Origin of the sequence: Actomonas spartinae, assembly GCF_051209155.1 — a bacterium.
GTDB lineage: Bacteria > Verrucomicrobiota > Verrucomicrobiia > Opitutales > Opitutaceae > Actomonas.
On sequence record NZ_JBPJGB010000002.1, the window covers coordinates 297,656 to 319,144 of the forward strand.

The window sequence follows — 21,489 nt, forward strand, 5'->3', positions numbered from 1 at the left end:
GCATGCCCCGGTTGCTCCTGTGTTGTTTGATTCTGGCGGCGGGTGAGTTCGCTCGCGCGGAGTCGCCCGTTGAGAACCTGCCGCCGCACCTGCGGCAATTGACGGACTTTGGCGAGCGCGCCGACTGGTCGCACGACGGGCGCAAAATCCTCTTTCTGTCCAAGACCTTTGGCGATGCGATGGAGTTCGACCTCGCCACGGGAAAGATCCGCAACCTCACCGCGCACTATCCGCACCACGGTTACACCCGCGCGCTGTATTTGGCGAATGGAGACATCCTGCTGGCGGGGCCGGAGCATTACGACCTCAACGACACCCGGCACGCGCGGCGTAATTGCCTGCTGTGGGTGTTGGATGCGGCGGGTCGCACCCCCGCGGTGTCCCTCGGGGTGAAAGCCAATGAAGGCCCGGCCGTTTCCCGGCGGCGCATGCACCTCGCCTGGACCGATTGGCATGATCCGGAGCCGGCCGACGAACGGTTCTACACCCGCATTTTCCGCGCCGATGTGGTTTACGATGCCGCTGGTCATCCGGCGCTGGCCAATCGCGAACTGGTCATCGACTCGCGCGAACTCGATTTCGGCGGCGCACTGGAGACCCAGAACTTTGTGCCGCCGGCGGAGCGGGAACTGACGCTTAGTCTCTACACCGACGGTGGTCGCAAGTGTGATGTGATCGGGATCAATCTACAGACCCGCGCGATCACCCACTACACCGAGACGACGGAGTTCTACGAGGAGCCCGAAGGCATTTATCCCGATGGGCGGGCGACGCTGGTGGAGGCGGATCTGCAGAACGGCCGGGGGCCTCGTCACGTGGACTGGTGGCGTTTCGCGCTCGATGGCTCCGGTGAAAAGACGCGGCTCACCTTTTTCAGCGAATTTGAAAACTACAAATGCTCCAATCCGGTGGTGAGTGACGACGGCCGTTTCATCGCCGGCCAACTCGCCAAAGCGGGGGATGACTACGGCGTCGGCCATGGCATCATCCTCTACGATGTGTCCGCGGCAGCCGCGGCGCGTGATTAGCAGGGAACTGGAATCGGGCGGGGTAGTCCCAAGCAGAGTTCCGACCCCGTCATGAAACGTGCATTCCTCCTGTTGTTCCTCTTGGTCAGCGGAGGAAATCTTGCAGGGGGCGCCGAGGATGGGCCTGAGCAATTCGGGGTGTTGGTTTGCGCCACCGTGACCGAGGTGGGGAGCCGCCGGCCGATGCCCGATCCGGAGCTGAATCCGGTGTATTACCGATTGATCACGCACGGCTATGTGCCGTTTGGGCGCGAGGTGTTGGGCGACCCGGCGCCCGACCGTGAGCGGCTTCTGTCAGCCGTGGTGGCAAGCCTCAGACCGCACGGGTTGTTGCCGGCCGACGACGCGCATCCGCCGCGGCTGGTGATCGGGGTCGTCTGGGGCTCCATCTTTGACGGGCGTTATGCCAAAACGGAGTTTCTGCGGTCGCCGGTGGTGCGAATGAAGTGGCGCCCCTCTCCCCATTTCGAAGCCCCCTACGATACCGCTTGGGCGCAACTGCCGACGAAACTGGCAGACCGGTATCGGTCGATCATGGTCGATGATTTGGTCGTGTTTTCGCTCACGGCCTACGACTACGCCAACGCGGCGCGCGGGGTGGAAATCCCATTCTGGCAGACGCGGGTCATGGCCTCACTGCGGGGGAGTTTTGCCGAGCGCCGGCTGCCAGGCATGATCAAGGCCGCCACGTCTCGACTCGCGGCGCACGAACCGCTGCCTCGGTTCGAAACGAGCCCGGCGGTGGCCTGGGCGGATCTCGCCGATGCTGACCCGATGTCAGACGTGCCGCCGGACCTCGTGGTGCACGACCACGGTTCCGCGCGGTTCAGATGAACATCGCGCAATTTCCGAGCGATGGCGGGTTGTATCGACGGCGGAGATGCTTCGTAGTGTAGCCCGCCGGCCAATCGTGCTCCGGTTGCTCAACCCCGATGATCTCCCCCATGCGTATCCGCCCCACTCTACTTGCTGCCGGCTTGCTGCTTTTCGGCTCCTCCGTCCTCTCCGCCGCGGAAGCAGACGGTTGGAAGTCGTTGTTCAACGGCGAGAACCTCGATGGCTGGACGATCAAGATCACCCAGTGCGAACTTGGTGAGAACTACGCCAACACTTTCCGGGTGGAGGACGGCATCATCAAGGTGAGTTACGATGAGTGGGACACCTTTGATCAACGCTTCGGCCATCTGTATTCAGATATCCCTTACTCGCGTTACGTCTTGCGGCTGGACTACAAGCTCACCGGCGAGCCGATGGCGGGCATTCCCTCGTGGGCCCGGCTGAACAGCGGGGTGATGGTGCATTCGCAGTCGCCTCTGAGCATGGAGCGGGACCAGCTCTGGCCGGTGAGTCTGGAGTTTCAGTTTCTTTGTGAAAACTCGGGCGGTGGCACGCAGACCGGCAACGCCTGCACGCCCGGCACCAATCTCGTGCTCAACGGCGAGTTCAACACCAGCCACGTGATCGACTCCACCGGCCCGATGCCGAAGCTCGACGAGTGGGTGCAGGCGGAGATCGAGGTGCATGGCAATGACCTGATCATCCACCGGATCAATGGCGTGGAGGTGCTGCGTTACACGCACCCGGAGTTGGACGAAAACGATGCCGATGCCCGCCGCCTGTTGGCCGCGGGAGCGCCGAAGAAAGTCGGTTTCGGTCACATCGCGCTGCAGGCGGAGGGGCAGCCGGTCTGGTTCCGCAACATCGCGATCAAGCCGCTGGCGAAGTAGACGAGTCTACCTCCGGTTGGTTGCGGTCTTGCCGTCTGTGTTGGCGGACGGCAGCTATCTGGAGGTTTCCCATGTTCGCTCACGTCACCAACGAGTTTGAACTCATCAAGTCGTCGACTCGTGAGTTGGCGCGTTTTCCGCGCATGTGGGTGCCGATGTTGCTCACGTGGCTGATCTACGCGGCGATCTCGGTCTATTTGCGTTGGGGTTATGATTGGGACCGCAGCTCGGTGCGCGATGGTTGCCTGGTGGTCACAGGGGCGATCCTGCTGCTGGCGCTGGTGTTCTCGTGGGCTGCGTTTGTTCAGCTCGAAATGATGCGGCAGGTTGAGACCGACCGGACGATGTCTCTGTGGAGAGCGTTTCCCGTGGCCGCGCGAAACCTCAGCGTCGCGTTGCCCATTGTGGTCATATGGGCGTTCATCTGGTTCGGGCTTAGTCTGCTGGAGTCGCTCCTCCGCAAGGTGCGGAAAGTTGCCAGTGATGAACAGGAAATGAGTCCACGCCGCATTGCTGAAACCGTCACCGGCTTTGAGGAATTTTCGCTCACCGGGGCTTTTTTTCACGCCCTGCGCAAAGGCGTGAGAATGCTGGCGTTCATGATTTATCCCGCGATTGCATGGGAAGATCATGGACCACTGCGCTCAATCAAACGAGGCGTGGGGATTGCTCGCACGAGATGGAAGCACTTCGCGCTCGGCTTCTTGATGACAGAGGCGGTGGCGACTCTGGTATTTTTGCCGCTCGGTCTGCTGTTTGGAATGACGAGCAGAATGGAGTTGGAGCTGCCGTCCTACGTCTGGTTTGCCGCGATCCTCTATGGCTCCATCGCTTGGAGCTACGTCATGTTCCTCGAGCAAATGTATGCGGCGCAGCTCTACCTGTGGCATCTCATGTGGGAGAGCGAGGTGCGGAAGGCGGAAGAACGCGGCGAGCCGCCGCCAAAGTCGCTGCGTCATATTCGTCGGCCAACCATGCTGGATGACATCCCGGAGCTGTTGTTCGCTCGAACGGCCCGCAAGCGCCAGCGAAGGCGATCCCGTAAACAATAGCGGCGTTGGTTTGGCAGCGAACGCGGTTACACCCCGCAGAGGTGGACTTTGACGCCCAGCTCATGGGCGAGCGCGGCCCGGGTGGCGAGGCAGCGGTCGGCGGCCGCGGCGCTGTCGGCGTAGGCGACCTTGATGTGGTTGGAGGCGTGTCGCGCCATCATTTGGTCGCGGGTCACGCCGTGCAGCACGGCGTGCATGATCGGCCACTCGCGGTTGGTGGCGGCCCAGCGACGTTCGGTTTCGGCGGCGGGCAGTCCGACGACGGTCGCACGTCCGAGGTCCAGGTGCAGTTGTCCTGACGCGATGAATACACGTGACCAGACGATCTCGCCGGGTTTGGCGACGCCGCGCAGGGTGGAACCGCCGCGGGCGAAATACATCGGCGGCTGCCGAACGCCGTCCGAGCCGGCCCAACCGCCGACGTGGTGGGCGGGCGGAGCGGCGCCGGAGATCTCGAAGACCCACACGTAGGCGTCGGTCGTGCCGGAGCGGTCATGGTCGCCCCAGCGCAGGTCGTGGAGCGTGGTCTCAAGCGGTTGGCCGAGCGCGCGGTGCACGTGCTGAAGGAGCAGGCCGTCGAGGCCGGCGCATTCGTCGACCTCGTTGAAATGCAGGATCGGTTCTCCACGCCGAATGAGCCGGCCGCGCGCGTCCTTGAGCGGCGGGCGATCGGCATTGTTCAGCGTGCCTTCAACGAGGTCGGAGGCGGGCAAGAGGTCTTTCAGGCCCTGTTGGTATTGGATGCCGATGGCGGCGCAGCCGAACTCGTCAGCGAGCCGGCCGGCGGCGAGGTAGGTGCGGCACTGCCAGAGCACCTGGTCGCGGGTGAGTTCGGTGGCGTCGTCGGTGCCGAAGTGAAAGCGGAAACCCTTGCGCTCATACCAAGCGAAAATGGCCTCGGCCTCCGCCGCGTCGACCTGGGTGGCGGCGTGGTAAAGGGCGGACTGGGAAAGCCGTTCCTTGAACACGCCAAGCGGAAAGAGCAGCTCGTCGGGAATGATGGCGTTATACATGCCCATGCAACCCTCGTCGAAAACGCCGAGGATGGCGGGACGGGCGCGCCACGCCGCGGCCAACTGGCGGGCCAAACGACGGGTGGCGGCGGGCACGGCGGCGGGATCGAAGGGGCGCACGTGATCCTGCGGGTGTTGCAGGTGTCCAGTCTGCAGCCAGCGGGCGAGGCCGTTGCGAAAGAACGCGTCGTCGAAGGTTTCGCTCCACAGGGAGGCAAAGGGGACGCCCGCTTTGGTGAGGCAGGCGTTGAGGTTGAGCGTGCCGACGAGTCCGGGCCACGTGCCGGACCAATTGGCCACAGTCAGGATCGGTCCACGGTGGGCGAGCAGTCCGGGCAGGAGATGATGCGAATATTGCCAGGTGCTGGCGGCGACCAGGAGCGGGGCGTTTCGATCCACTTTGGCGAAAACCGCGATCCCTTCTTTCTGCGATCCGATGAACCCGTGCCCCTGGGTGCGGCGGACGGGATGCGCGCGGCGCAAGCGGGCGCCGAGGGCGGCGCAGGTGGTGGTGAGCTTGCGCTCCATGGCGGCCTGCGCGGGCCAGGCGTTGCGGTTGGCGGCAGGCCGCAGGTCGCCGTTGGCGACCAGTTGGATGATCGGACGGCGCGGCGAACTCATGGCGTCAGCTGCAGGCGGCGCAGACGGGTGATGCTGGCGAAATACAACCAGCCGTCGCGGATGGAGCCGATCACCGTAGCGTCGCCGTCGGCGAAGCGCGCGACTTCCTCGAATTCGATGGTGCCGGGCCGGATACGAAACACGGTTTGCGAGGTGGTGCCGTAGAGCGTGCCGTCGCTGTCGTAGCGCAGGGTGTGCGCCGACTCGAAAGGCATGGGGCCAAACGAGTCCGGGATCGGCGCTGCGGCCACGACGGACTGGGTTGCCGGGTCGAGCAACAGGAGGCGGCTGGGGGCGGGCTCGGCGTCGTAGTGGGTGATGAGGCGGGGATTGCGGCCGCTGATGGCGTAAACGAGTCCGTCCGGCCCCGGCGCCAGCGAGACGACGCCCGCGAGTTCGGGATCGTCGAAGTCCCCGAGGTAGGTGGCTTCGTCGCTGACCGGGTCCCACAGCGCGTAACCGCCGCGGGTGGCGCGGGCGGCACGGCCGGTGCCGGGTTCGATGATGAAGCCGACCAGCAGGCGTTCGAGCTCGGGCAACCAGAGCAAGGTGAAGGGCGAACAATCCTCGATGATGTGGCGGTGACTGCCGCGCTCGAGGGTGTGCGGATTGAGCCAGGCGAGGGTGCCGCCGATGAGCCCGTATTGCGGGGCCGACGCGATCCAGAGTCGGCCGTTGGGGGTAACCGCCATGGCGTGCGGACGATCGCCGACTTTGTCGGTCGAGCCGATATCGAGCGGGTTGGCGCCGGGACTGGTGCCGAAACGGTAGGGCAGGCTCGGGTCGTAGAGCGAGATGCGTGACTTGGGGTAGGACGCGATGGCGAGCAGGCCGTTCGGCAGGTTGGCCATGGAATAGGCCTCGCCCAGCGAGAGGCTTGCGCGGCCGTGGTCGATGCTGTTGCGCCCGTCGGCGTCGGCGGAGAAGAAGCGTTCCGGCAACATGCTGCTGCCGTAGAGGCGACCGTCAGGACCGTGATGAAGGGTCCACAGTTCGGACCCGCTGCCGCGCCAGTCGAGCGTGAGTTCGGTGTCGCGGGAGGGATCGGCCGGATCGCGCAAGCGCAGGCGGCGAAAGTCGATGTCATCGGGATCGGCCCACTCGACGATGCGGCCGTCGGGGAGGAGAGGCTGGATCTGGTAACCGTGGCCGTAGGCAGCCTCGACGGCGGGCTCCTCCGGCGGAAGCGTCGCGCGTTCGACCGGGTGCGCATCCGTTCCTTGGATACGAAAGGCGCCGTCGAAACTGTCGAGGTAAAGGAATCCGTCGGTGCCCTTGAAAAAATGGTAACGCGGCGGGTTGGCGGTGGGTTCGGCGACATGCGGACCGACGCGGTGCGGCTGCCCGGTGGTCGGGTCGAAGGCCACGATACGCCAGTGGGTGCTCTTGATCTGGCCGGCGACCGTGCCGTCGTCGCCGACGAGCGGGTAGTAATATTTGTCGACCTCGTCCATGCGGCCATGGCGGGTCCAGGTGGCGGTGGCGGGATCGAAGACCGACAGGCAGGCGCCGGGGTAGGCGCCGATGTAAAGCCGGCCGTCGGGGCCCTCGGCGATGCCGGTGGGGAAGGTGGCGAACTCCGGGTCGACGGGACCGAGATCCTCGAGGCCGCGTTCGGGGTGGGCCGGATCGTAGCGGTGCAGGTGGCCGGTGTAGGCGGAGGCGAGATAGAGGATGCCGGTGCGCGGACTCCGGAAACTGGACGGCACGAGGGCGGCTTCGTCGCGGCCGATGTTGAACTGGCGGCAGTGACCGGTCGCGAGGTCGACATCGAGCACGAAGGCACCGTCCTTGTGCTGGGCCATGGAGATGAGCAGGGACGGCTCGCCGTCCGGGCCGGTGCCTGGATGGAGGCGCACCCAGCCGACCCCGCGCACGGGAATGCCGAGTTCTTCGATGCGGGACGATTGAGCGAAGAGCATGGAGCCGAAACCGAAGGCGAGCGCGGCGGTGGCGAGCAAAGAGCGGGGGAGAAAGGGCATCAGGTCAGGCCGTATTGGCGTTGGAGTTGGCGGATGAAGGCGACGCCCTCGCGCAGGAGGGTATCGCCGTCGGGCGCGAGTTGGCGCCAGACCCAGGTGTTCATGTTGTCGGTGTTGTCGACGAAGCTCTCGAGCGCGGCGTTGCCCCGGTAGTTGAGCGTGGCAAGGGCGCGGAAGATGCCGTCCCAATCGACCTGACCGGTGCCGGGAATGCCGCGGTCGTTTTCGCAGAGGTGGTAGTGAATGAGGTCGGGGCCGGCGAGCAGGGTGGCGTCGTGAAAACTCTTCTCCTCGATGTTCATGTGGTAGGTGTCGAGGTGGATGCGCATGGCGGGCTCGTCGATGAGGGCCTGGAGGCGGCGCGCCTGTTCGCAGGTGTTGATCAGGTAGGTCTCGTAGCGGTTGACGGGTTCAATGCCGACGAGGACGCCGAGCTCATGGGCGAGGCGGGCGGCGGGGCGCAGGCCGTCGGCGGAGCGTTGCCAGTGTTCCTCGGTGGGGCGGGTGCGGAGACTGCCCGGGTGGCGGGAGTAGATGACGCCGGAAAAGCTGGTGCCGCCGATGGCGGCGGTGGCGCGCACGCAGTCCTCCAAGTAGGTGCGACCGCGGGCGCGGATCGCGGGGTCGTCGCTGGTGATGTCGGTGTCGGCCAACAGCACGGTGGAGGTGACGGCGCCGAGACCGGTGGCATCGAGCCGGGCCTTGATGGCCGGGGCGTCGAAGGTCTCGAGGCACATGAGCGGGATCTCGATGAAGTCGAGGCCGAGGTCCGCGACGCGGTCGATCAAGTCGAGGGTTTCATTGGTCCATTGCGAACACCAGGCGTAGGCGTGGATGCCGAGTTTCATACGCAGGCAGGGGCGGGGGTGACAGGAAGCGGGGCGGGGCGACGGCACCGAATGGCCGCCCTTTAGTGATGCGGCGAAAGACCGGGGTTCGTCGCGATGAAACTTAGTGAAAGTTTCCGGAGCGGGCTTGGCTCGCAGGGTGAATCTTGCTGAGGTGCCGGCCATGCGAAGTGCGCGATGGTATTGGGCCCTCGGCCTGCTGGGATTGGCGGTGGTGGGGAGCGTCCACGCGGCCGGGCGGGTGGAGGAGTTTGTCGCCGGTCAGCGTCTCCGCATGTGGACGGAGGTGCCGATCGGTTATTCGTTTGTGGCGGAGCCGAGTGGCAACGGGGTCACGACGGTCGAGCTGGAAAATCCGGTGTGGCGCATCGCGCTGCGCGTTTACATCTCGGGTGACGTGCCGCCGGAGGCGACGACGGCCGAATGGCAGCGCGTGCTGGTGGTGAAGCACAGTTCCAATCTGCTGCCGCAATCACGGGAGAGCGATTACGTTTGGGCTGACCTGTTGCCGGACAGTGGATCGGGTGTCTTCTGCATCTTCACCGATGCGCAGGCCAAAACGGCGAACCAACTACGGGATGGCGGTTACCTGCACGTGGTGGCCGGGGCCAAGGTGATCCGCGGGGCCGTGATGTATTTCACGATTTACTGCAACGACGTCACCACGCCGGAATACGACGAGATCTTCGCGCTGCTGCTGAAGAGCTTCGATCGGGTGTGATCCAGTTTCCGGCTCAGGGTTCCGGGTCCTCGACGACGATGGGGTCGCCGAGCTCAACCTCGGCGCGTTGTGATTTGCGCGGGGCGCGTTCGATGGCGAGGTCGGGGACGTTCTCGCCGAAAAAGTTGGAGCCCACCTCGCCGAGTTTATCGAGGGCTTCAGTGAAGTTGGTGCCGGCGGAGCGGGTGCTCAGGCGGGCGACCCACAGGCGTTGCGGCGTGCCGTTGTCGTCGCGGTTCTTCAGGTCGTAGGCGGCGAGCACCACGAAATAGCGCTCCTCGTCGAGCATGGCGTTCACGGTGCGCGCGTCTTCACCCATGACGGCGCGTTTGGCGTCTTGATTGAGCACGTCGCCAAATCCCAGCAGGGTGGCGGTGGGGCGGTTTTCGAATTCGCGCTCGCTGCGGGTGGAGGCGAGGCGGGCCCATTCGTAGTCCGGCGCCTCGGCGGCTTGGCGCGCGCTTTGGTGAAGCAGCTCCTGCGCGAAATCGCCGAACTCGCGATCGTTGAGCTCACCTTCGGGGCCGGCCTCCATGCTGCCGTAGGTGGCCTCGTAATACTCCTTGGCCTGCTGCTGGCGCTCCTGGGCCTGATACATGAGTTCGGAGACGTATTCCTGGTTGTGCTTGAGGGAAACGGTGGTGCCCCAGTGGATCGCGATGACGATGTCGGCGTTCCCCGCCTCGTCGGTGGGGATGAAGTTCTGGCGGGCGAGATACGGAGCGAGGGTGCGGGCAACCTCCTGGATCTCGGCGTTCTCCAACGACCGATCGCGGATGGCGCCGGCGTGGAAGGTGCCCTCGAGGAAAACATATTTTTGCACCTTGCGGTTGCCTTGGTCGTCCCGGCTCTCGGCGACGTAGTCTTCCTCAGCGCTGGCCTTGACGGCGACACGACGGTCGGCGTGCGCGGGGACGAGCAGGGTCAGCGCAAGGCAGGCACAGGCGAGCACGGGGATGCGACGCGGCGATGGAGAGGCGGGCGGGGGAAGCACAGCGGGGGTAGTGGGTGCACGGAATGCGGGTTCCGCGGGAGTGCAAATGCGCCGGCGATTGACTGTCCGTTTGGGGAGGGGCTGAGGCTGAAAGCCTCGGTCACGGGGGCGCCCGCTCACTTCGTCGTGATCGGCAGCTCGATGTAAAAGGTCGCGCCGCCGCCGGGGGTGTCTTCGCAACCGATCCGGCCCTTCATTTTGGTGATCATGTCCTTGGCGATGCTGAGGCCGAGGCCGGTGCTGGACTCACCGCCGGTGGGCTTGGCGCTCAGGCGCTGGTAAGGTTTGAAGAGATTTTCGCGATCTTCCTGCGAGCAGCCGGGGCCCTGGTCGACGACCTTGACACGGGTGAGCTCGGGGCTGCTGCCGCCGCCCAGTTCGACGCGCACGGTTTTGCCGGTGGGCGAGAACTTGATCGCGTTGGAGACGAGATTGTCGAGGACCTGAGCGAGGGCGTAGAAATCGCCCATCACTTTGACTTGGGTTTCGCCCGGCCAATCCAGTTCGAGTGTGATGTCCTTGGCGTGGGCGGAACCGCGGTTCTGGGAGACGACGGCCTGCAGGGCTTCGTGCAGGTCGAGCGGGCTCAGGTTGAGCTTGGCGATGGCGGCTTCGCGGGCGTTGCGGGAGAGGCGTTCCTCGATGAGGCCGAGCAGCTCCTCGCAGGAGTCGACGATGATGTCGGTCATTTCCTCGCGGGGGTCGTCCTTCAGTCCACTCTTCAGCGTGCGCCCGGCCATGCGGATGGACGATAGCGGGTTTTTGAGATCGTGGGCGACCGCGGCCATGAGGTCGTTCTTTTCGGCGATGATGCGGCGGCTGAGATCGCGGGAGCGTTTGAGCTCGATGTGGGTGGCGACGCGAGCGAGGAGCTCGGGGGAATGAAAGGGTTTGGTGACGTAGTCGACGCCGCCTTCGTTGAGGCCTTTGACCGCGAGTTCCGAGTCGTGGGCGGCGGTCACGAAGATGATGGGAATATCGGCGGTGGCGGGGTCGGCCTGCAGGCGGCGACAGACTTCGATGCCGTCGATGCCGGGCATCATGACATCGAGCAGGATGAGGTCGGGTTTGCGGGCCTGCACGCGTTCGAGCGCGCTTTCGCCGGAGGTGGCGAGCATCACCTCATATCGCTGCTGGGTGAGGAGCTCGCCAACGATTTGGAGGTTGCGCTCAACATCGTCGACGACGAGGACCACGCCATCGCGGCCGCCGGAGCTGAGAAAGGGAGCACGGGTCATGCGGGATACGAGATACGGGATAGGCTAATCTTTGGGCAGGAGTTCGGCGATGCCGGTCACCATGTGGGGAAACCCGCGGAGCGTCGCTTCGACTGCGGAGATTTGGAAGCGCTCCACCTGGGCGGCGAGTTTCTCGCCGTAGGCGACCACGGTCGGGCAGGCGGCGGCTTCGCCACGGGCGATGAGGTCGTGGGCGAAGGCGGCGGTTTCGCGGGTCGTGCCGGTTTGGCTGAGCGTGGGCCAGACGTCGGCTTCGAGCCGCCGGAGCTCGACGACCAGGGCGGGCCACTCCGGCCCGGTTTCGGTGGCGGGCGGCGGGAGGTCGACAACCTCCGCGGTGGCATCGTCGTTTTCCAAGCTCGGTTTTTCCTGCAGCGGCAGCAGACGGGCGATCTCGCGAAAGAGGGTGGCGCGGGAGAAGGGCTTGCGGATGTAGCCGTTGAACTCCTGCCGCAGGCGCAGCTCCTCGGCCATCATGGAGGAAGCGGTCACGCTCACGATCGGCACCTCGGTGAAGCGGTCGTCGGCCCGCAGTTTCTGGAAGGCTTCGCGGCCGTCCATGTCGGGCATGCGAATGTCGAGTAGGATGAGGTCGGGATCGTGTTTGGCGGCCTGCTCGAGGACCTCGTGGCCGTTGCGGGCGAAGACGAGGCGATGGTGGGTGTTTTCAAAAATGCCCTCGATGAGCTGGAGGTTGAGCGGCACGTCGTCGGCGACGAGAATGACGCTCGGGCGCAGGCGGTTGAAGTTGTCCTCGTCGGTGACGACCGCCGCGGTTTCCACGGAGGCGGCGGAGATTTCGACGTGGGGAAACCCGAAGCGGAAGGTGGTGCCTTCGCCGGGCGTGCTCTCCAGCTCGACCTGGCCCTTGAGCAGGTCGGTGAGGCGCTTGGTGATGCTGAGGCCGAGGCCGGTGCCGCCGTGACCCCTGGCCGGACCGTCCTCGACTTGGCGGAAGGGTTCGAAGACGCGCGTCTGGTGCTCCGGGGCGATGCCGATGCCGGTGTCGGTGACGGTGATCAGCAGGGTGACGCGGGTCTCGTCGAGTTCGCTCAGCTTGGTTTCGGCGGTGAGGGTGATGCTGCCCTCGCGGGTGAATTTGAGGGCGTTGCCGACGACGTTGAAGAGAATCTGGCGCAGGCGGGTCTGGTCAAAGATGAGCGCGGGCGGCAGGCGCGGGTCGGTCTTGATGCGCAGGTCGAGCCCGCGGGCCTCGGCCTGGGGCGCGAAGACTTCGCCGATCTCCTTGAGTAGCCGGGAAATGGATACGGGCTGGTAGTGCAGCTCGAGTTTGCCGGCCTCGATCTTGGAGAGATCGAGGATGTCGTTGATGAGCGAGAGCATGGCGCGCCCGCTGGAGTTGATGGCGTCGATGTATTGGCGCTGTTTGGGGGTGGAGGCGATGCCGGAGAGCAGTTCGGCGAAACCGAGCACGGAGTTCATCGGCGTGCGGATTTCGTGGCTCATGTTGGCGAGGAACTCGCTCTTTTCACGGTCGGCGGTCTCGGCCTGTTCCTTTTCGCGCAGGAGCTGGGCCTCGCGGTTGAGCGAGACGATGGCGCGATTCATGAGGATGAAGGCCTGGAGGCCAAGAATGAGGGCCAAGCCACCGGAGAGCAGGATGGTGATGGTGGCGAAGCGCACCTCGTCGCGCATCTCTCCGGTGCGTTGTTCCAACAAGGTCTCCTCCTCGGCCACCATCTCGCCGTGCAGGCGGCGGATCTCGCTCATGAGGCGGATCTCGGATTCATCGCCGAGGAGCTTGCGCACGTCGCTCATGGAAGAGCGACGGGTGATTTGCGCGGTGTTGCGCAGTTCAGTAAGGCGCTCGTAGATCGCGTCGCGCAACTCGGCCGCGCGCTCGCGTTGGCTGGTGTTGTCGAGGACGAGGGCGGTGAGCTCGTCCAAGGCGACATCGAGCTGGCGGGCATAGTCTTCGGCGGCGTCGTCGTAGCCTTTGCCGCCGGTGATGAGGAATCCGCGCTGTTCACTCTCGGCGTTTCGCAGCAGCGCGACGACCTCGTGGATCTGATTGAGCACCACGTGGGTGTGGGTGACGAGTTGCAGGCGCTGGTAGCTGGAGCGAGCGGTAAAGAGCCCGACGGACAGCGCGACCAACAGCAGCACACTGGCGATGATCACGATCCCGCGGTGCCAGTTCGCCATGTTTTCGGTAAGACGTCGGAACGCGGTCATGCGCGTAAGGGACTTAGTGCTGTGGGGTAGGGGGTCCACTCAAATAGGGTCGGGAACGTTTTCGCCGAAGATGCGACGGAGGTGTATGCCGAACCGTGCACCGAACCCCACGGGGACTTACGAGGCCTGGCGCAGGGCAGTTCTGGATTGGGGGGGGACGGATCCGATGGCGGCGCCGATTTTGTCGGCGATGAGGCGGGTCTCGACGGCGATGCGGTCGAGCAGGCGGTCCCAGCGGTCCGGGTGTTCGTTGTCCGGCGAGCCGCGGCGGGCGAGAATGAGTTCTTCGTAAAAGGCGAGGGTGTCCTCGATGGTGCGCGCGCGGTCGAAGCGGGCGGCGGTCGCGGTGGCGGCCTCGGTCCAGCGGGCGCGGGCGTCGTGGTTGCGCACGAGTTGGGTGAGGGCACGGGCCATGGCCTCGGGCGTGGCGTCGGTTGCGATCAGACGACCATTGTGGTTGTTTTTCACCACTTCGCGCACCCCGGAGGCGTCGAGGGCGATGACGGGGTTGGCGGCGGCCATGGCTTCGGCGAGCACCATGCCTTGGGTCTCCGTGTGGGAGGCGAAGGCAAAACCATCCATCGCGGCGTAGGCGTCATGGAGGGCGCGGCCGGATTGGCGGCCGGGGAAATGGGCGCGGTGAAAGACGCGGTTTTCACCGAAGATCCTTTCCATCTCGGTTTGGGAGGGACCGTCACCGACGATGAGCACGTGGGCGTTGTTGTTGCGGCGCAGGCAGCGGGCGAGGGCCTCGGTGAGGTGGTTGAGGTTCTTCTCGGGCGCGAGTCGACCCACGTGGCCGATGAGCATGTCGTCGTCAGTGAGCCCGAGTTTTTTGCGCCAGCGTTCGCGCCGCCCGCCCCCGAGTTCGGCGGTGTCGATACCGGTGGGGATCACCCGCACCGGGCGATTCACGCCGCGGGCAACAATGAGGTCGGCGATGCTTTCGCTGGGCGCGATGACGCCCTCGCAGCAGTTGGCGAAGCGGGTGGAGAGTTCGATCACGTAGTCCCGCAGCGTCGGCGAATCGAAGGGCACGTAGTGGGTGTAGCGCTCGTAGAGCGTGTGGTGCGTGAAGACGACGGGGGCGCCGCGTTCGGCGCCGACCCGCAGGGCGGTGTCACCGAGGAGGAAGGGGTGATGGGCGTGGATGAGGTCGGCCTTGAAACCGCTGAGGCGTTTGCTGAGCGCGGCGCCGAGCGGCAGCCGCACAGAGAAGTCGCTGCCGTTGAACTTTTGCACCGCCGGCACGCGCTCGACCGAGCGTTCGATGCGGCGCGGGGCCTTGCCCTCGGCAAACTCCGGCGCCACCACGAGCGCCCGGTGGCGCCGGCGCCGCAGGTCCTCCAGCAGCGTCTGGGTGGAGCGGGCCACGCCGCCGACATGCGGCAGGAAGGTATTGGTGAAGATGCCGATGTTCATGGCGGGGCGGGAGCCGAGGGTGTTGGGGAAGATCAGCGGCGGTCGGCGGCGAAGACCTCGCGGAATGAGACCGTGTCCTCGACATCCGGCAGGCGGGTGGCGAGGTGCACGCGGAGGTCGCGGCGGGCGCGGGAAATGCGGCTCTTCACCGTGCCGGTGGGCACGCCGGTGAGTTTGGCGATCTCGGCGTAGCTCATGCCCTTGGCGGCGCGCATTTCGAGCGGTTCGCGCAACAAGGGATCAATCTCAGCGAGGCTTTCACGCACGGCGGAGAGGAACTCCTCCTTGGTGGAGTGCTGCGAGGGATCGGGTTCGTCGCAGACAAAGGTGTCGCCGAGGGGGGAATCGTTGTCGGCACCCGGTGCGGTCCAGTCCAAGGAGATCGTGTCCTGGCGACGGCGGCGGAAGAAATACCAGTAGCGGTTGCGGGCGAGGTTGGTGGCGATGCGGTGCAGCCAGGTGCTGAGGGAGGCGTCACCGCGGAAGCGGCCGAGGGCGCGGTAGGCGCGGACGAAGGTGTCCTGGGTGACCTCTTCGGCGTCGGTTTCGTCGCGGAGCATGTTGCGGACGTAGCCGTAGATGCGGTCGCGGTGCGCCCGCATGATTTGGATGAAGGCAGATTCGTCGCCGTCTTGAAAACGGGCGACGAGCGAACGGTCGTCATTGGCATTGGCGATCGGGAAGGGAGCGGTGGTGGCAATGTTCATGATGATTTGGGAAAGGGTTCCCCTCCCTTCCATCAGGACCTGTGCCGGGATTGATCGGATCGCAGAAGGTATTGTATAAGAGATATATAAAAAACTCACCTAATCGCTGCGCGGTGCGTTAAATTGCAATTTGCATGAGCCCGGGAACGGCCGTGACGCAAACTGCATGGCGTGGAGAGGGGGCCAAAAAAACCCCGTCGCGAAATGCGACGGGGCGAGGGAGGGTCTCGGCGAGACCGGCTGCCGTGGCGGATGGCGATCGCGATTAGTTCAGCGCGGCGTCCTGCCAGTATTTGGTGCCCTGGAGGGTGGCCTGGAGGGCGAGGCCGTTTTCGGTGAACTGGAAAACTTCCACGGCACCCTTGGGGTTGCCGGCGAGGCCGAGCTGGCCGCCCTTCTTGTCGGACTTGGCCGCGGCGTCAGCCTGGGCGGTGAAGTCCCAGCCGTATTCGATGAAGTCGTCGAGGGCCTTGCGGTCGTAGAACACAAACACGGCGCGGAAGTCCTTCACGCCGAGGCCGAGGCCGAGACCCGCGGAGCCCATCTTCATGAAGGTTTCGTGACCGTGGTCGTCGACCACGATGCCGTGACCGCCGGCGAAGGAGGCGAAGACGAGGTTGACGCCTACGTTGGAAAACACGGCGTAACCTTCGGCCTTTTTGATGCGGCCTTCGGCCCGCGGCTGGATTTCGTAAAGGTCGGCGAGCACGTCGTCACGCATGTCGCGAACTTCGTCGCGCTCGTCCTCGATGTTGCCGGCCTGCGCGGAGGTCACGAAGCCGAGGAGGCCAACGAGGGTGAGGGCGCCGAAGCGGCGGAAGAGGGTGGAGGAGTTGGTGTTCATGATGATGGTGGTGGTGTGGTTAAAAGTTGAATACGAGGAGTGGCGGCGGATGGATCAGCTGCTCGACTCGATCTCGGTCACGCGACCATCGCGGAAGGTGACGCGGAAGCGTTCATCGACGTGCTCGTGGTAGACCGACTCGGAGACCGGCACGTATTCGACGCGGTAGCCGCCGATGAGGCCGTCGCGATGGATCACGCGGCGGTAGCCGACGAAGGCTTCGCCCTCGTAGTCGCGGTCGTAGGTGGCGTAGATCCAGGTGGATTTCTGGCCGTCCTCGGTGACGCTGGAGCGTTTGTCGCTGGGGTCGCCGAGCGCGATGTAAACCATGTCCTTGGAATCACCGATGTGGATTTCGCCGTCCTTGAGCCGTTGCTTGGTCTCGGGGTTGAGCGAATCGAAGACGTAGGACTTCTCCTCGGTGCGCGAATCGAAGGACGCGCAGCCGACGGAGAGGAGCAGGCCGGCCGCGGCCAGCACCGGGAGGAGGGTGGATTGCGTTTTCATAACGACGGCATCGACCGAACGGTGCGGAATCGGTTCGCCGCGGATTCAGGCCGAAAAATCGACGTCGGGCGTTGTGCCGGATGGGGCGAATCGCGGTCGGGCAGAATGCCCGAAATTTTACGACCGGGCGGCGCAACCTGATCCGTAACCCGCCTATTATCAGGATAAAAGAAAAGACCCGGAAAGCCGGGCCTCGTCAGAAAAGCTTTTCGAAAAAAGATGATTCGCTCAAGCGAGGCCCATGCGCTTGCGCTTGCGGTAGAGGGTGGCGGTGTCGATGCCGAGGATCTTGGCGGCTTGGTCAAGGCTGTCGGCCTTGGCGATGATGCGGCGGATGTGTTCCTGCTCGAGGGCGTCGATGGTGACCAGGTGACCGGGGCGCAGGGAGCTTTCTTCCCGGGCGTGGAATTCATCGGGCAGGTCGGCCGGCACGATCTCGGGGCCGGCGGTGAGAATGACGGCGCGCTCAATGACGTTGCGCAGTTCGCGCAGGTTGCCGGGCCAGGTGTAGTCGACGACGGCGGCGCGGGCCTCGGCCGAGAAGCGCAGGCCGGAACGGCCCTGCTCGCGGGCGAAATGATTGAGGTAGTTTTCGGCGAGCGGGAGCAGGTCGGCGGGGCGGTCGGCGAGGGCGGGCATTTCGACACCGATGACCTTCAGGCGGTAGTAGAGGTCCTCGCGGAAACGTCCGGCGGCGACCTCGGCGGCGAGGTCGCGGTTGGTGGCGGCGATGAGGCGGACGTTGGCTTTGCGGGTGCGGGTGTCGCCGACCCGTTCGTATTCGCGGTCCTGGAGGAGGCGGAGGAGTTTGGGTTGGATTTCGAGCGGCACCTCGCCGATTTCGTCGAGGAAGAGCGTGCCTTCATCGGCGGCGGCGACCTTGCCCCAGGTGTCCTTGAGCGCGCCGGTGAAGGCGCCTTTGACGTGGCCGAAGAGTTCACTCTCCAGCAACTCGCGAGAGAGTGACGGGCAGTTGATGGTGATGAAGGGTTTGTCGGCGCGCTCGGAGCGGTCGTGCACGGCGCGGGCGAGCACGGTCTTGCCGGTGCCGGAGGGGCCGAGGATAAGCACGGTGGCTTCTGAGGCGGCGGCGCGGAAGGCCATGTCGTAGGCGCGCTGCACGGCGGGTTCGCCGGATTCGAGCATCACGGTCGGATGAGCTTTGGCGACCTGGGCCTTGAGGTCGGTGACCTGGGTGGCCATGCGGCGATGTTCGCCGAGTTTATTGAGCTTTTGTTCGAGGTCCTCCGGGATAAAGGGCTTCGGAATGTAGTCGTAGGCGCCGCGTCGCATGGCATCGACGGCGGACTCGACGGAGGTCTGGGCGGTGAAAACGATGACGGGGGTTTCGTCGCCGGCGGCCCGAATTTGGGAGAGGAAATCGAGACCGTTCTCGGACCCCAGGTTCACATCCAAAAGTATAGCGTCGACCTTTTCGGACTCCAGTTGCCGAGCTGCCTGACGGGCGTTTTCGGCGGTGATGGATTGGTGGCCCATAGCGGAGAGGGCGTAACTGGTGGTGCGGAGAACGTTGGGTTGGTCGTCGACGATGAGGATGGTCATGATGCGTGCGGGTCGAATCGCAGGTGCCGTGCCGAAGGCGGGTTGGGGCGGCGGTCGGAAGAGGGCGAGTCTTTTCTAAATTACGTCCAGTGAGTCGGATAGAACGAGCTCCGCCGCGGCGGTCGCGGCGGGTGGTTTCCAAGAGGCACCTTGTGCAGGTGGCCAAGAATTGCAAAATGCACGAATCGATTTCGCGTCGATCGTGCATAATGCGCGGTCACGGTGGAGGGAGTCAGAAGGTCCAGGAGGTGGTGACCGAACCGAAATCCGAGTTGTGTCCCAGCTGGCTCTCGAATTCCCGGGTGCGTAGCACGCGTTTGAAGGTGAGCTCGAAGGAGCCGCGGACGATGCCGACACCCCACACGAAGTCGGCCACGAAGGCTTCTTTCTCGACGCTGCGGCTGTCCCGGAAGGTATTGCCGTCGAGGAAAATGTCGCGGGCGATGGCGCGGCCGTCGACGCCGGCGAGCAAGAACACGCTCCAGCCGGCACCGCGCACGCGTGGGTCAAGGTCGTCGATTGGAGCCGAGGTGATGCCGGCGGCGCGCATGAGGTTGACGCCGAAATCACTCGGCAGGTTGTAGCCCGCCCGCACGGTGGCGCCGGCGTTGATGTAGGTGGAAACGTTGCCGGCCACCGCGCCGATGTGCGGGATGAAGTCGAACCCCCAGCGCGCGCGGTCCTGACCGATTTTGGAAAAGAAGGGGTGCGTGCCCAAGCCCCAGCGGTCGGCGGCCGTGACGGTGCGGGCGTAGAGTCGCCACTTGCGCTCCCAAGCGACGTTGATCCCAAACTCGTCGCGCAACTGGTAGTCCCAGCCCATCGGAAGCTCATCATCAATGAGCTCGTGATAGAAGGTCTGAATGTCGTCCGCATAACTGTGGGGACCGACCATGCCGAGTTGGATGGCGATCGTGTCCGCCCGGCGGTCGGTCTTTGCGAGGAAGGAAAATTCGAAGTAGGTCCAGCCTGCGTAGGGACGGTCGAGCGGGTCGGGGTTGGTGCGACTGATGTCCCGCGGGGTGTAGATGTGCTGGCCGATGGCGATGCCCAGGTTTTTCTGGGCGCCTTCGCGATTCACAAAAGGCAGGGCTTCGAGAAAGTCCTGCCGCCAGCCAGAACGGCCCCATGCAGTGAGGTCCGGCGAGATCCACGCCACCTTGAGGCCGTTGGTGTAGTGCTGGTCGGTGCCGCCGAAGTAGTCATTTTCCAAATACGCGATGAGGACGGGCACCTCGCGCGCTTGGCGGGTGGGCACGCCATCTTCGGTGCGGGTTTGGGTGGACGGTTCCGGGTCGCGCTCACGGTCCGCGGCCGTGTCTTGGGCGCCGATCGGGGCGGCGAGCAGAAAGGCCGGGGCAAGCAGCCAGATAGGCCAACGGAGGCGTGCATAGGTAAAGATGGGCATGTCCGTAAGATTCGCCGGGATCGTGCCGATTTCTGATGAAGTTTCTCAAAATACTGATCGTCAGGTTTCTACGAATCTCGATCCCATCGGGATTGACGGCGAATCGGGCGATGTGCACGGCCCCGAAAATAACCAATCGGGCGGAATGCCCGACGGGCTAGCGTCCGTCCTGGTTCGCGAGCCAAGCGCGATAGGCGGTCAGCACTGGCAGGTCGGCGGCGGCAAGATCGATCGATTCCAGTTCGTCGGGCGGCAGCCAGTCCAGCGCGGTATGTTCGTGAGGATGTGGCTCGGCCGAACCGGGCGCGAGGGTGGCGACCAAAGGATGCAGCGCGATGGTGACCTTGTCGTAGGCGTGGGTGCAGACCGGCAGTGCGGCAACGACGTGGATGGCGCAGCCCAGCTCCTCGTGCAGCTCGCGCATGAGCGCGGCGGCGGCGTCTTCCCCGGGCTCGAGTTTGCCGCCGGGGAACTCCCACTTGCCGGCGAGGTGTTTGCCGGGCGGACGCCGAGCGACCAGCACGCGGCCGGCGCGCTCAAGGAGAACACAACAAACGGGAATGGGGGCGGAAGGCATGGCGGTGACCGGTGAATGAGCGAGGGCGGACTTTTCTGCAACTTTGCGCGGCGACGGTGGGTTTTGTCGGCATGAAGACTTTCCTGATTACGCTCCTGAAGATCGCCGTCGTGGCCTTCGTCTTTTGGTGGATCCTGCACCACGCGCCCGTGCTCATCATGCCCTTGGTCGGCGCGTTCCTGTTGACGCTGGTGATTGGCGCGCTGGGCGCGTTGTTCACCGTGGTCGGCCTGAGTGTGGGCTTGGCGGTCGTGACCGCGATCCTCGCCGTGATGTTTGCGGTGATGGCGGCGCTCACCCCGATCTGGCTCCCGGTGCTGGCGATTGTCGGCCTGGTCGCGCTGTGCCGCCCGAAGCGCAAGGGGCCGCCGCCGTTGGCGACGGCGTGACCTAGATACTGTGGTGTCGACGACGACGAACGGCGGTGAACCCAGCGATGGCGAGACCGAGAGCGAGGGCGTAGGTGCTGGGTTCCGGGACCGCTGAGGCCTGCACGGTCATCGTGGCCGGTCCAAAGTCGGTGCTACCGGTGCCGACATTGGAGCTCGAGGTGCCCGTGATGAAATTGGCAAAGCTCTTGGAGCCGAGGCTGAAGGTGCCGCTGCCGGAAACGGAATAGCTGTTGCCGGTGGTGCCCGCGATACTGGTCAGCAAGATGGACCAATCGTCGCCATTGGTGCTCTGCGTCAGCCGCAGGCCAGTGATGGCGTAGTCGGTGCTGGTGGTGAGGTCGGAGATCGTGCCGGTGAGGGCGAAGTCGATTGAGCCGAAGTCCGCGTCCACGAAATCGACGGAGCTGATGTTGGAGTTGAAATGGATGCCGGCATTGCGGGAGTTGCTTGTCAACCGGGTGCCGCTGCCACTGAAGCTGTAGGCCATGACGGACGGATCGTCGGTTTCCGTTAGCGTCAGCGTGATCTGGGCGTGGGCGGTGGAAGTGGCGAAAAGGGCGAGGACGAGCGCGAGGGCAAGCCCCAGCGCGCCGCGGACGGGGAGTGGTAAACGTAACATCGGAGGTTGGTTCTCCATCGTTACGTTCGG

20 protein-coding genes are annotated in these 21,489 nt (G+C 64.8%); 6 read left to right on the plus strand and 14 right to left on the minus strand.

The genetic code is table 11. From position 1 onward, the window contains the following. Positions 1–2 precede the first annotated feature (2 nt). The 4 genes from AC0MRV_RS09325 to AC0MRV_RS09340 all read left to right on the plus strand — a co-directional run bounded on the left by AC0MRV_RS09325 (position 3) and on the right by AC0MRV_RS09340 (position 3,807). Positions 3–1,028: a hypothetical protein gene (locus AC0MRV_RS09325; protein ID WP_472764193.1), complete on the plus strand. Its 1,026-nt coding sequence runs from the start codon at positions 3–5 to the stop codon at positions 1,026–1,028. Positions 1,029–1,079: 51 nt separating this feature from the next. After that, positions 1,080–1,862, plus strand: a complete 783-nt coding sequence (locus AC0MRV_RS09330) for a hypothetical protein (protein ID WP_472764194.1) — start codon at positions 1,080–1,082, stop codon at positions 1,860–1,862. A 110-nt stretch (positions 1,863–1,972) separates the two neighbouring features. Further along, positions 1,973–2,755: a 3-keto-disaccharide hydrolase gene (locus AC0MRV_RS09335; RefSeq protein WP_472764195.1), complete on the plus strand. Its 783-nt coding sequence runs from the start codon at positions 1,973–1,975 to the stop codon at positions 2,753–2,755. A gap of 71 nt (positions 2,756–2,826) precedes the next feature. Then, positions 2,827–3,807 carry a hypothetical protein gene (locus tag AC0MRV_RS09340; RefSeq protein ID WP_472764196.1) on the plus strand — a complete coding sequence of 327 codons (981 nt, stop codon included), beginning with the start codon at positions 2,827–2,829 and terminating at the stop codon, positions 3,805–3,807. Between the two features lie 26 nt (positions 3,808–3,833). Here the strand turns inward: AC0MRV_RS09340 and AC0MRV_RS09345 are convergent, their stop codons facing one another. Genes AC0MRV_RS09345 through AC0MRV_RS09355 form a run of 3 tightly spaced genes read right to left on the minus strand, consistent with a single transcriptional unit; the run spans position 3,834 to position 8,271 of the window. Continuing rightward, positions 3,834–5,441 (minus strand): hypothetical protein, encoded by a 1,608-nt coding sequence (locus AC0MRV_RS09345; RefSeq protein WP_472764197.1) that lies wholly within the window; start codon positions 5,439–5,441, stop codon positions 3,834–3,836. Next, positions 5,438–7,423 carry an NHL repeat-containing protein gene (locus tag AC0MRV_RS09350; RefSeq protein WP_472764198.1) on the minus strand — a complete coding sequence of 662 codons (1,986 nt, stop codon included), beginning with the start codon at positions 7,421–7,423 and terminating at the stop codon, positions 5,438–5,440. Before AC0MRV_RS09350 ends, AC0MRV_RS09345 begins: the two co-directional genes overlap by 4 nt. Next, on the minus strand, positions 7,423–8,271 hold the full coding sequence (locus tag AC0MRV_RS09355; RefSeq protein WP_472764199.1) for a sugar phosphate isomerase/epimerase family protein: 849 nt from the start codon (positions 8,269–8,271) through the stop codon (positions 7,423–7,425). Before AC0MRV_RS09355 ends, AC0MRV_RS09350 begins: the two co-directional genes overlap by 1 nt. A 163-nt stretch (positions 8,272–8,434) precedes the next feature. Between AC0MRV_RS09355 and AC0MRV_RS09360 the strand changes: the two genes are divergently transcribed. Then, entirely contained in the window at positions 8,435–8,992 is a 558-nt protein-coding gene (locus AC0MRV_RS09360; RefSeq protein ID WP_472764200.1) for a hypothetical protein, read from the plus strand. A 13-nt stretch (positions 8,993–9,005) separates the two neighbouring features. Here the strand turns inward: AC0MRV_RS09360 and AC0MRV_RS09365 are convergent, their stop codons facing one another. The 10 genes from AC0MRV_RS09365 to AC0MRV_RS09410 all read right to left on the minus strand — a co-directional run bounded on the left by AC0MRV_RS09365 (position 9,006) and on the right by AC0MRV_RS09410 (position 20,448). Continuing rightward, positions 9,006–9,986: a hypothetical protein gene (locus tag AC0MRV_RS09365; protein WP_472764201.1), complete on the minus strand. Its 981-nt coding sequence runs from the start codon at positions 9,984–9,986 to the stop codon at positions 9,006–9,008. 116 nt (positions 9,987–10,102) lie between these two features. Further along, positions 10,103–11,224, minus strand: coding sequence for a hybrid sensor histidine kinase/response regulator (locus AC0MRV_RS09370; RefSeq protein ID WP_472764202.1), 1,122 nt, complete (start codon positions 11,222–11,224; stop codon positions 10,103–10,105). 24 nt (positions 11,225–11,248) lie between these two features. Further along, entirely contained in the window at positions 11,249–13,420 is a 2,172-nt protein-coding gene (locus AC0MRV_RS09375) for an ATP-binding protein (protein ID WP_472764203.1), read from the minus strand. Positions 13,421–13,537: 117 nt separating this feature from the next. Further along, complete coding sequence (locus AC0MRV_RS09380) at positions 13,538–14,842, minus strand: glycosyltransferase (protein ID WP_472764204.1); 1,305 nt, start codon at positions 14,840–14,842, stop codon at positions 13,538–13,540. A 32-nt stretch (positions 14,843–14,874) separates the two neighbouring features. Then, positions 14,875–15,549 carry an RNA polymerase sigma factor gene (locus tag AC0MRV_RS09385; RefSeq protein ID WP_472764205.1) on the minus strand — a complete coding sequence of 225 codons (675 nt, stop codon included), beginning with the start codon at positions 15,547–15,549 and terminating at the stop codon, positions 14,875–14,877. 265 nt (positions 15,550–15,814) lie between these two features. Beyond that, complete coding sequence (locus tag AC0MRV_RS09390) at positions 15,815–16,393, minus strand: lipid-binding SYLF domain-containing protein (RefSeq protein WP_472764206.1); 579 nt, start codon at positions 16,391–16,393, stop codon at positions 15,815–15,817. 54 nt (positions 16,394–16,447) lie between these two features. Further along, entirely contained in the window at positions 16,448–16,900 is a 453-nt protein-coding gene (locus tag AC0MRV_RS09395; RefSeq protein ID WP_472764207.1) for a hypothetical protein, read from the minus strand. Positions 16,901–17,128: 228 nt separating this feature from the next. Next, positions 17,129–18,463 carry a sigma-54-dependent transcriptional regulator gene (locus AC0MRV_RS09400; RefSeq protein WP_472764208.1) on the minus strand — a complete coding sequence of 445 codons (1,335 nt, stop codon included), beginning with the start codon at positions 18,461–18,463 and terminating at the stop codon, positions 17,129–17,131. Positions 18,464–18,695: 232 nt separating this feature from the next. Then, complete coding sequence (locus AC0MRV_RS09405; protein WP_472764209.1) at positions 18,696–19,871, minus strand: lipid A deacylase LpxR family protein; 1,176 nt, start codon at positions 19,869–19,871, stop codon at positions 18,696–18,698. Between the two features lie 157 nt (positions 19,872–20,028). Continuing rightward, a complete protein-coding gene (locus AC0MRV_RS09410; RefSeq protein ID WP_472764210.1) occupies positions 20,029–20,448 on the minus strand; it encodes a (deoxy)nucleoside triphosphate pyrophosphohydrolase in 420 nt (139 codons plus the stop codon). 71 nt (positions 20,449–20,519) lie between these two features. Here AC0MRV_RS09410 and AC0MRV_RS09415 point away from each other — a divergent pair, with 71 nt between their 5' ends. Beyond that, on the plus strand, positions 20,520–20,837 hold the full coding sequence (locus AC0MRV_RS09415; RefSeq protein ID WP_472764211.1) for a hypothetical protein: 318 nt from the start codon (positions 20,520–20,522) through the stop codon (positions 20,835–20,837). A 1-nt stretch (position 20,838) separates the two neighbouring features. Here AC0MRV_RS09415 and AC0MRV_RS09420 read toward each other — a convergent pair whose 3' ends face one another. Continuing rightward, positions 20,839–21,459, minus strand: a complete 621-nt coding sequence (locus tag AC0MRV_RS09420) for a PEP-CTERM sorting domain-containing protein (protein ID WP_472764212.1) — start codon at positions 21,457–21,459, stop codon at positions 20,839–20,841. Between the last annotated feature and the right edge of the window lie 30 nt (positions 21,460–21,489).

Excerpts from the sequence above, each read along its gene's own strand:
- AC0MRV_RS09325 (WP_472764193.1), top strand. The coding sequence starts at position 3 with ATGCCCCGGTTGCTCCTGTGTTGTTTGATTCTGGCGGCGGGTGAGTTC.
- AC0MRV_RS09375 (WP_472764203.1), bottom strand. The coding sequence starts at position 13,420 with ATGACCGCGTTCCGACGTCTTACCGAAAACATGGCGAACTGGCACCGC.
- AC0MRV_RS09350 (WP_472764198.1), bottom strand. The coding sequence starts at position 7,423 with ATGCCCTTTCTCCCCCGCTCTTTGCTCGCCACCGCCGCGCTCGCCTTC.
- AC0MRV_RS09345 (WP_472764197.1), bottom strand. The coding sequence starts at position 5,441 with ATGAGTTCGCCGCGCCGTCCGATCATCCAACTGGTCGCCAACGGCGAC.
- AC0MRV_RS09360 (WP_472764200.1), top strand. The coding sequence starts at position 8,435 with ATGCGAAGTGCGCGATGGTATTGGGCCCTCGGCCTGCTGGGATTGGCG.
- AC0MRV_RS09410 (WP_472764210.1), bottom strand. The coding sequence starts at position 20,448 with ATGCCTTCCGCCCCCATTCCCGTTTGTTGTGTTCTCCTTGAGCGCGCC.
- AC0MRV_RS09335 (WP_472764195.1), top strand. The coding sequence starts at position 1,973 with ATGCGTATCCGCCCCACTCTACTTGCTGCCGGCTTGCTGCTTTTCGGC.
- AC0MRV_RS09355 (WP_472764199.1), bottom strand. The coding sequence starts at position 8,271 with ATGAAACTCGGCATCCACGCCTACGCCTGGTGTTCGCAATGGACCAAT.
- AC0MRV_RS09405 (WP_472764209.1), bottom strand. The coding sequence starts at position 19,871 with ATGCCCATCTTTACCTATGCACGCCTCCGTTGGCCTATCTGGCTGCTT.
- AC0MRV_RS09415 (WP_472764211.1), top strand. The coding sequence starts at position 20,520 with ATGAAGACTTTCCTGATTACGCTCCTGAAGATCGCCGTCGTGGCCTTC.
- AC0MRV_RS09420 (WP_472764212.1), bottom strand. The coding sequence starts at position 21,459 with ATGTTACGTTTACCACTCCCCGTCCGCGGCGCGCTGGGGCTTGCCCTC.
- AC0MRV_RS09340 (WP_472764196.1), top strand. The coding sequence starts at position 2,827 with ATGTTCGCTCACGTCACCAACGAGTTTGAACTCATCAAGTCGTCGACT.
- AC0MRV_RS09370 (WP_472764202.1), bottom strand. The coding sequence starts at position 11,224 with ATGACCCGTGCTCCCTTTCTCAGCTCCGGCGGCCGCGATGGCGTGGTC.
- AC0MRV_RS09385 (WP_472764205.1), bottom strand. The coding sequence starts at position 15,549 with ATGAACATTGCCACCACCGCTCCCTTCCCGATCGCCAATGCCAATGAC.
- AC0MRV_RS09380 (WP_472764204.1), bottom strand. The coding sequence starts at position 14,842 with ATGAACATCGGCATCTTCACCAATACCTTCCTGCCGCATGTCGGCGGC.
- AC0MRV_RS09395 (WP_472764207.1), bottom strand. The coding sequence starts at position 16,900 with ATGAAAACGCAATCCACCCTCCTCCCGGTGCTGGCCGCGGCCGGCCTG.
- AC0MRV_RS09400 (WP_472764208.1), bottom strand. The coding sequence starts at position 18,463 with ATGACCATCCTCATCGTCGACGACCAACCCAACGTTCTCCGCACCACC.
- AC0MRV_RS09390 (WP_472764206.1), bottom strand. The coding sequence starts at position 16,393 with ATGAACACCAACTCCTCCACCCTCTTCCGCCGCTTCGGCGCCCTCACC.
- AC0MRV_RS09330 (WP_472764194.1), top strand. The coding sequence starts at position 1,080 with ATGAAACGTGCATTCCTCCTGTTGTTCCTCTTGGTCAGCGGAGGAAAT.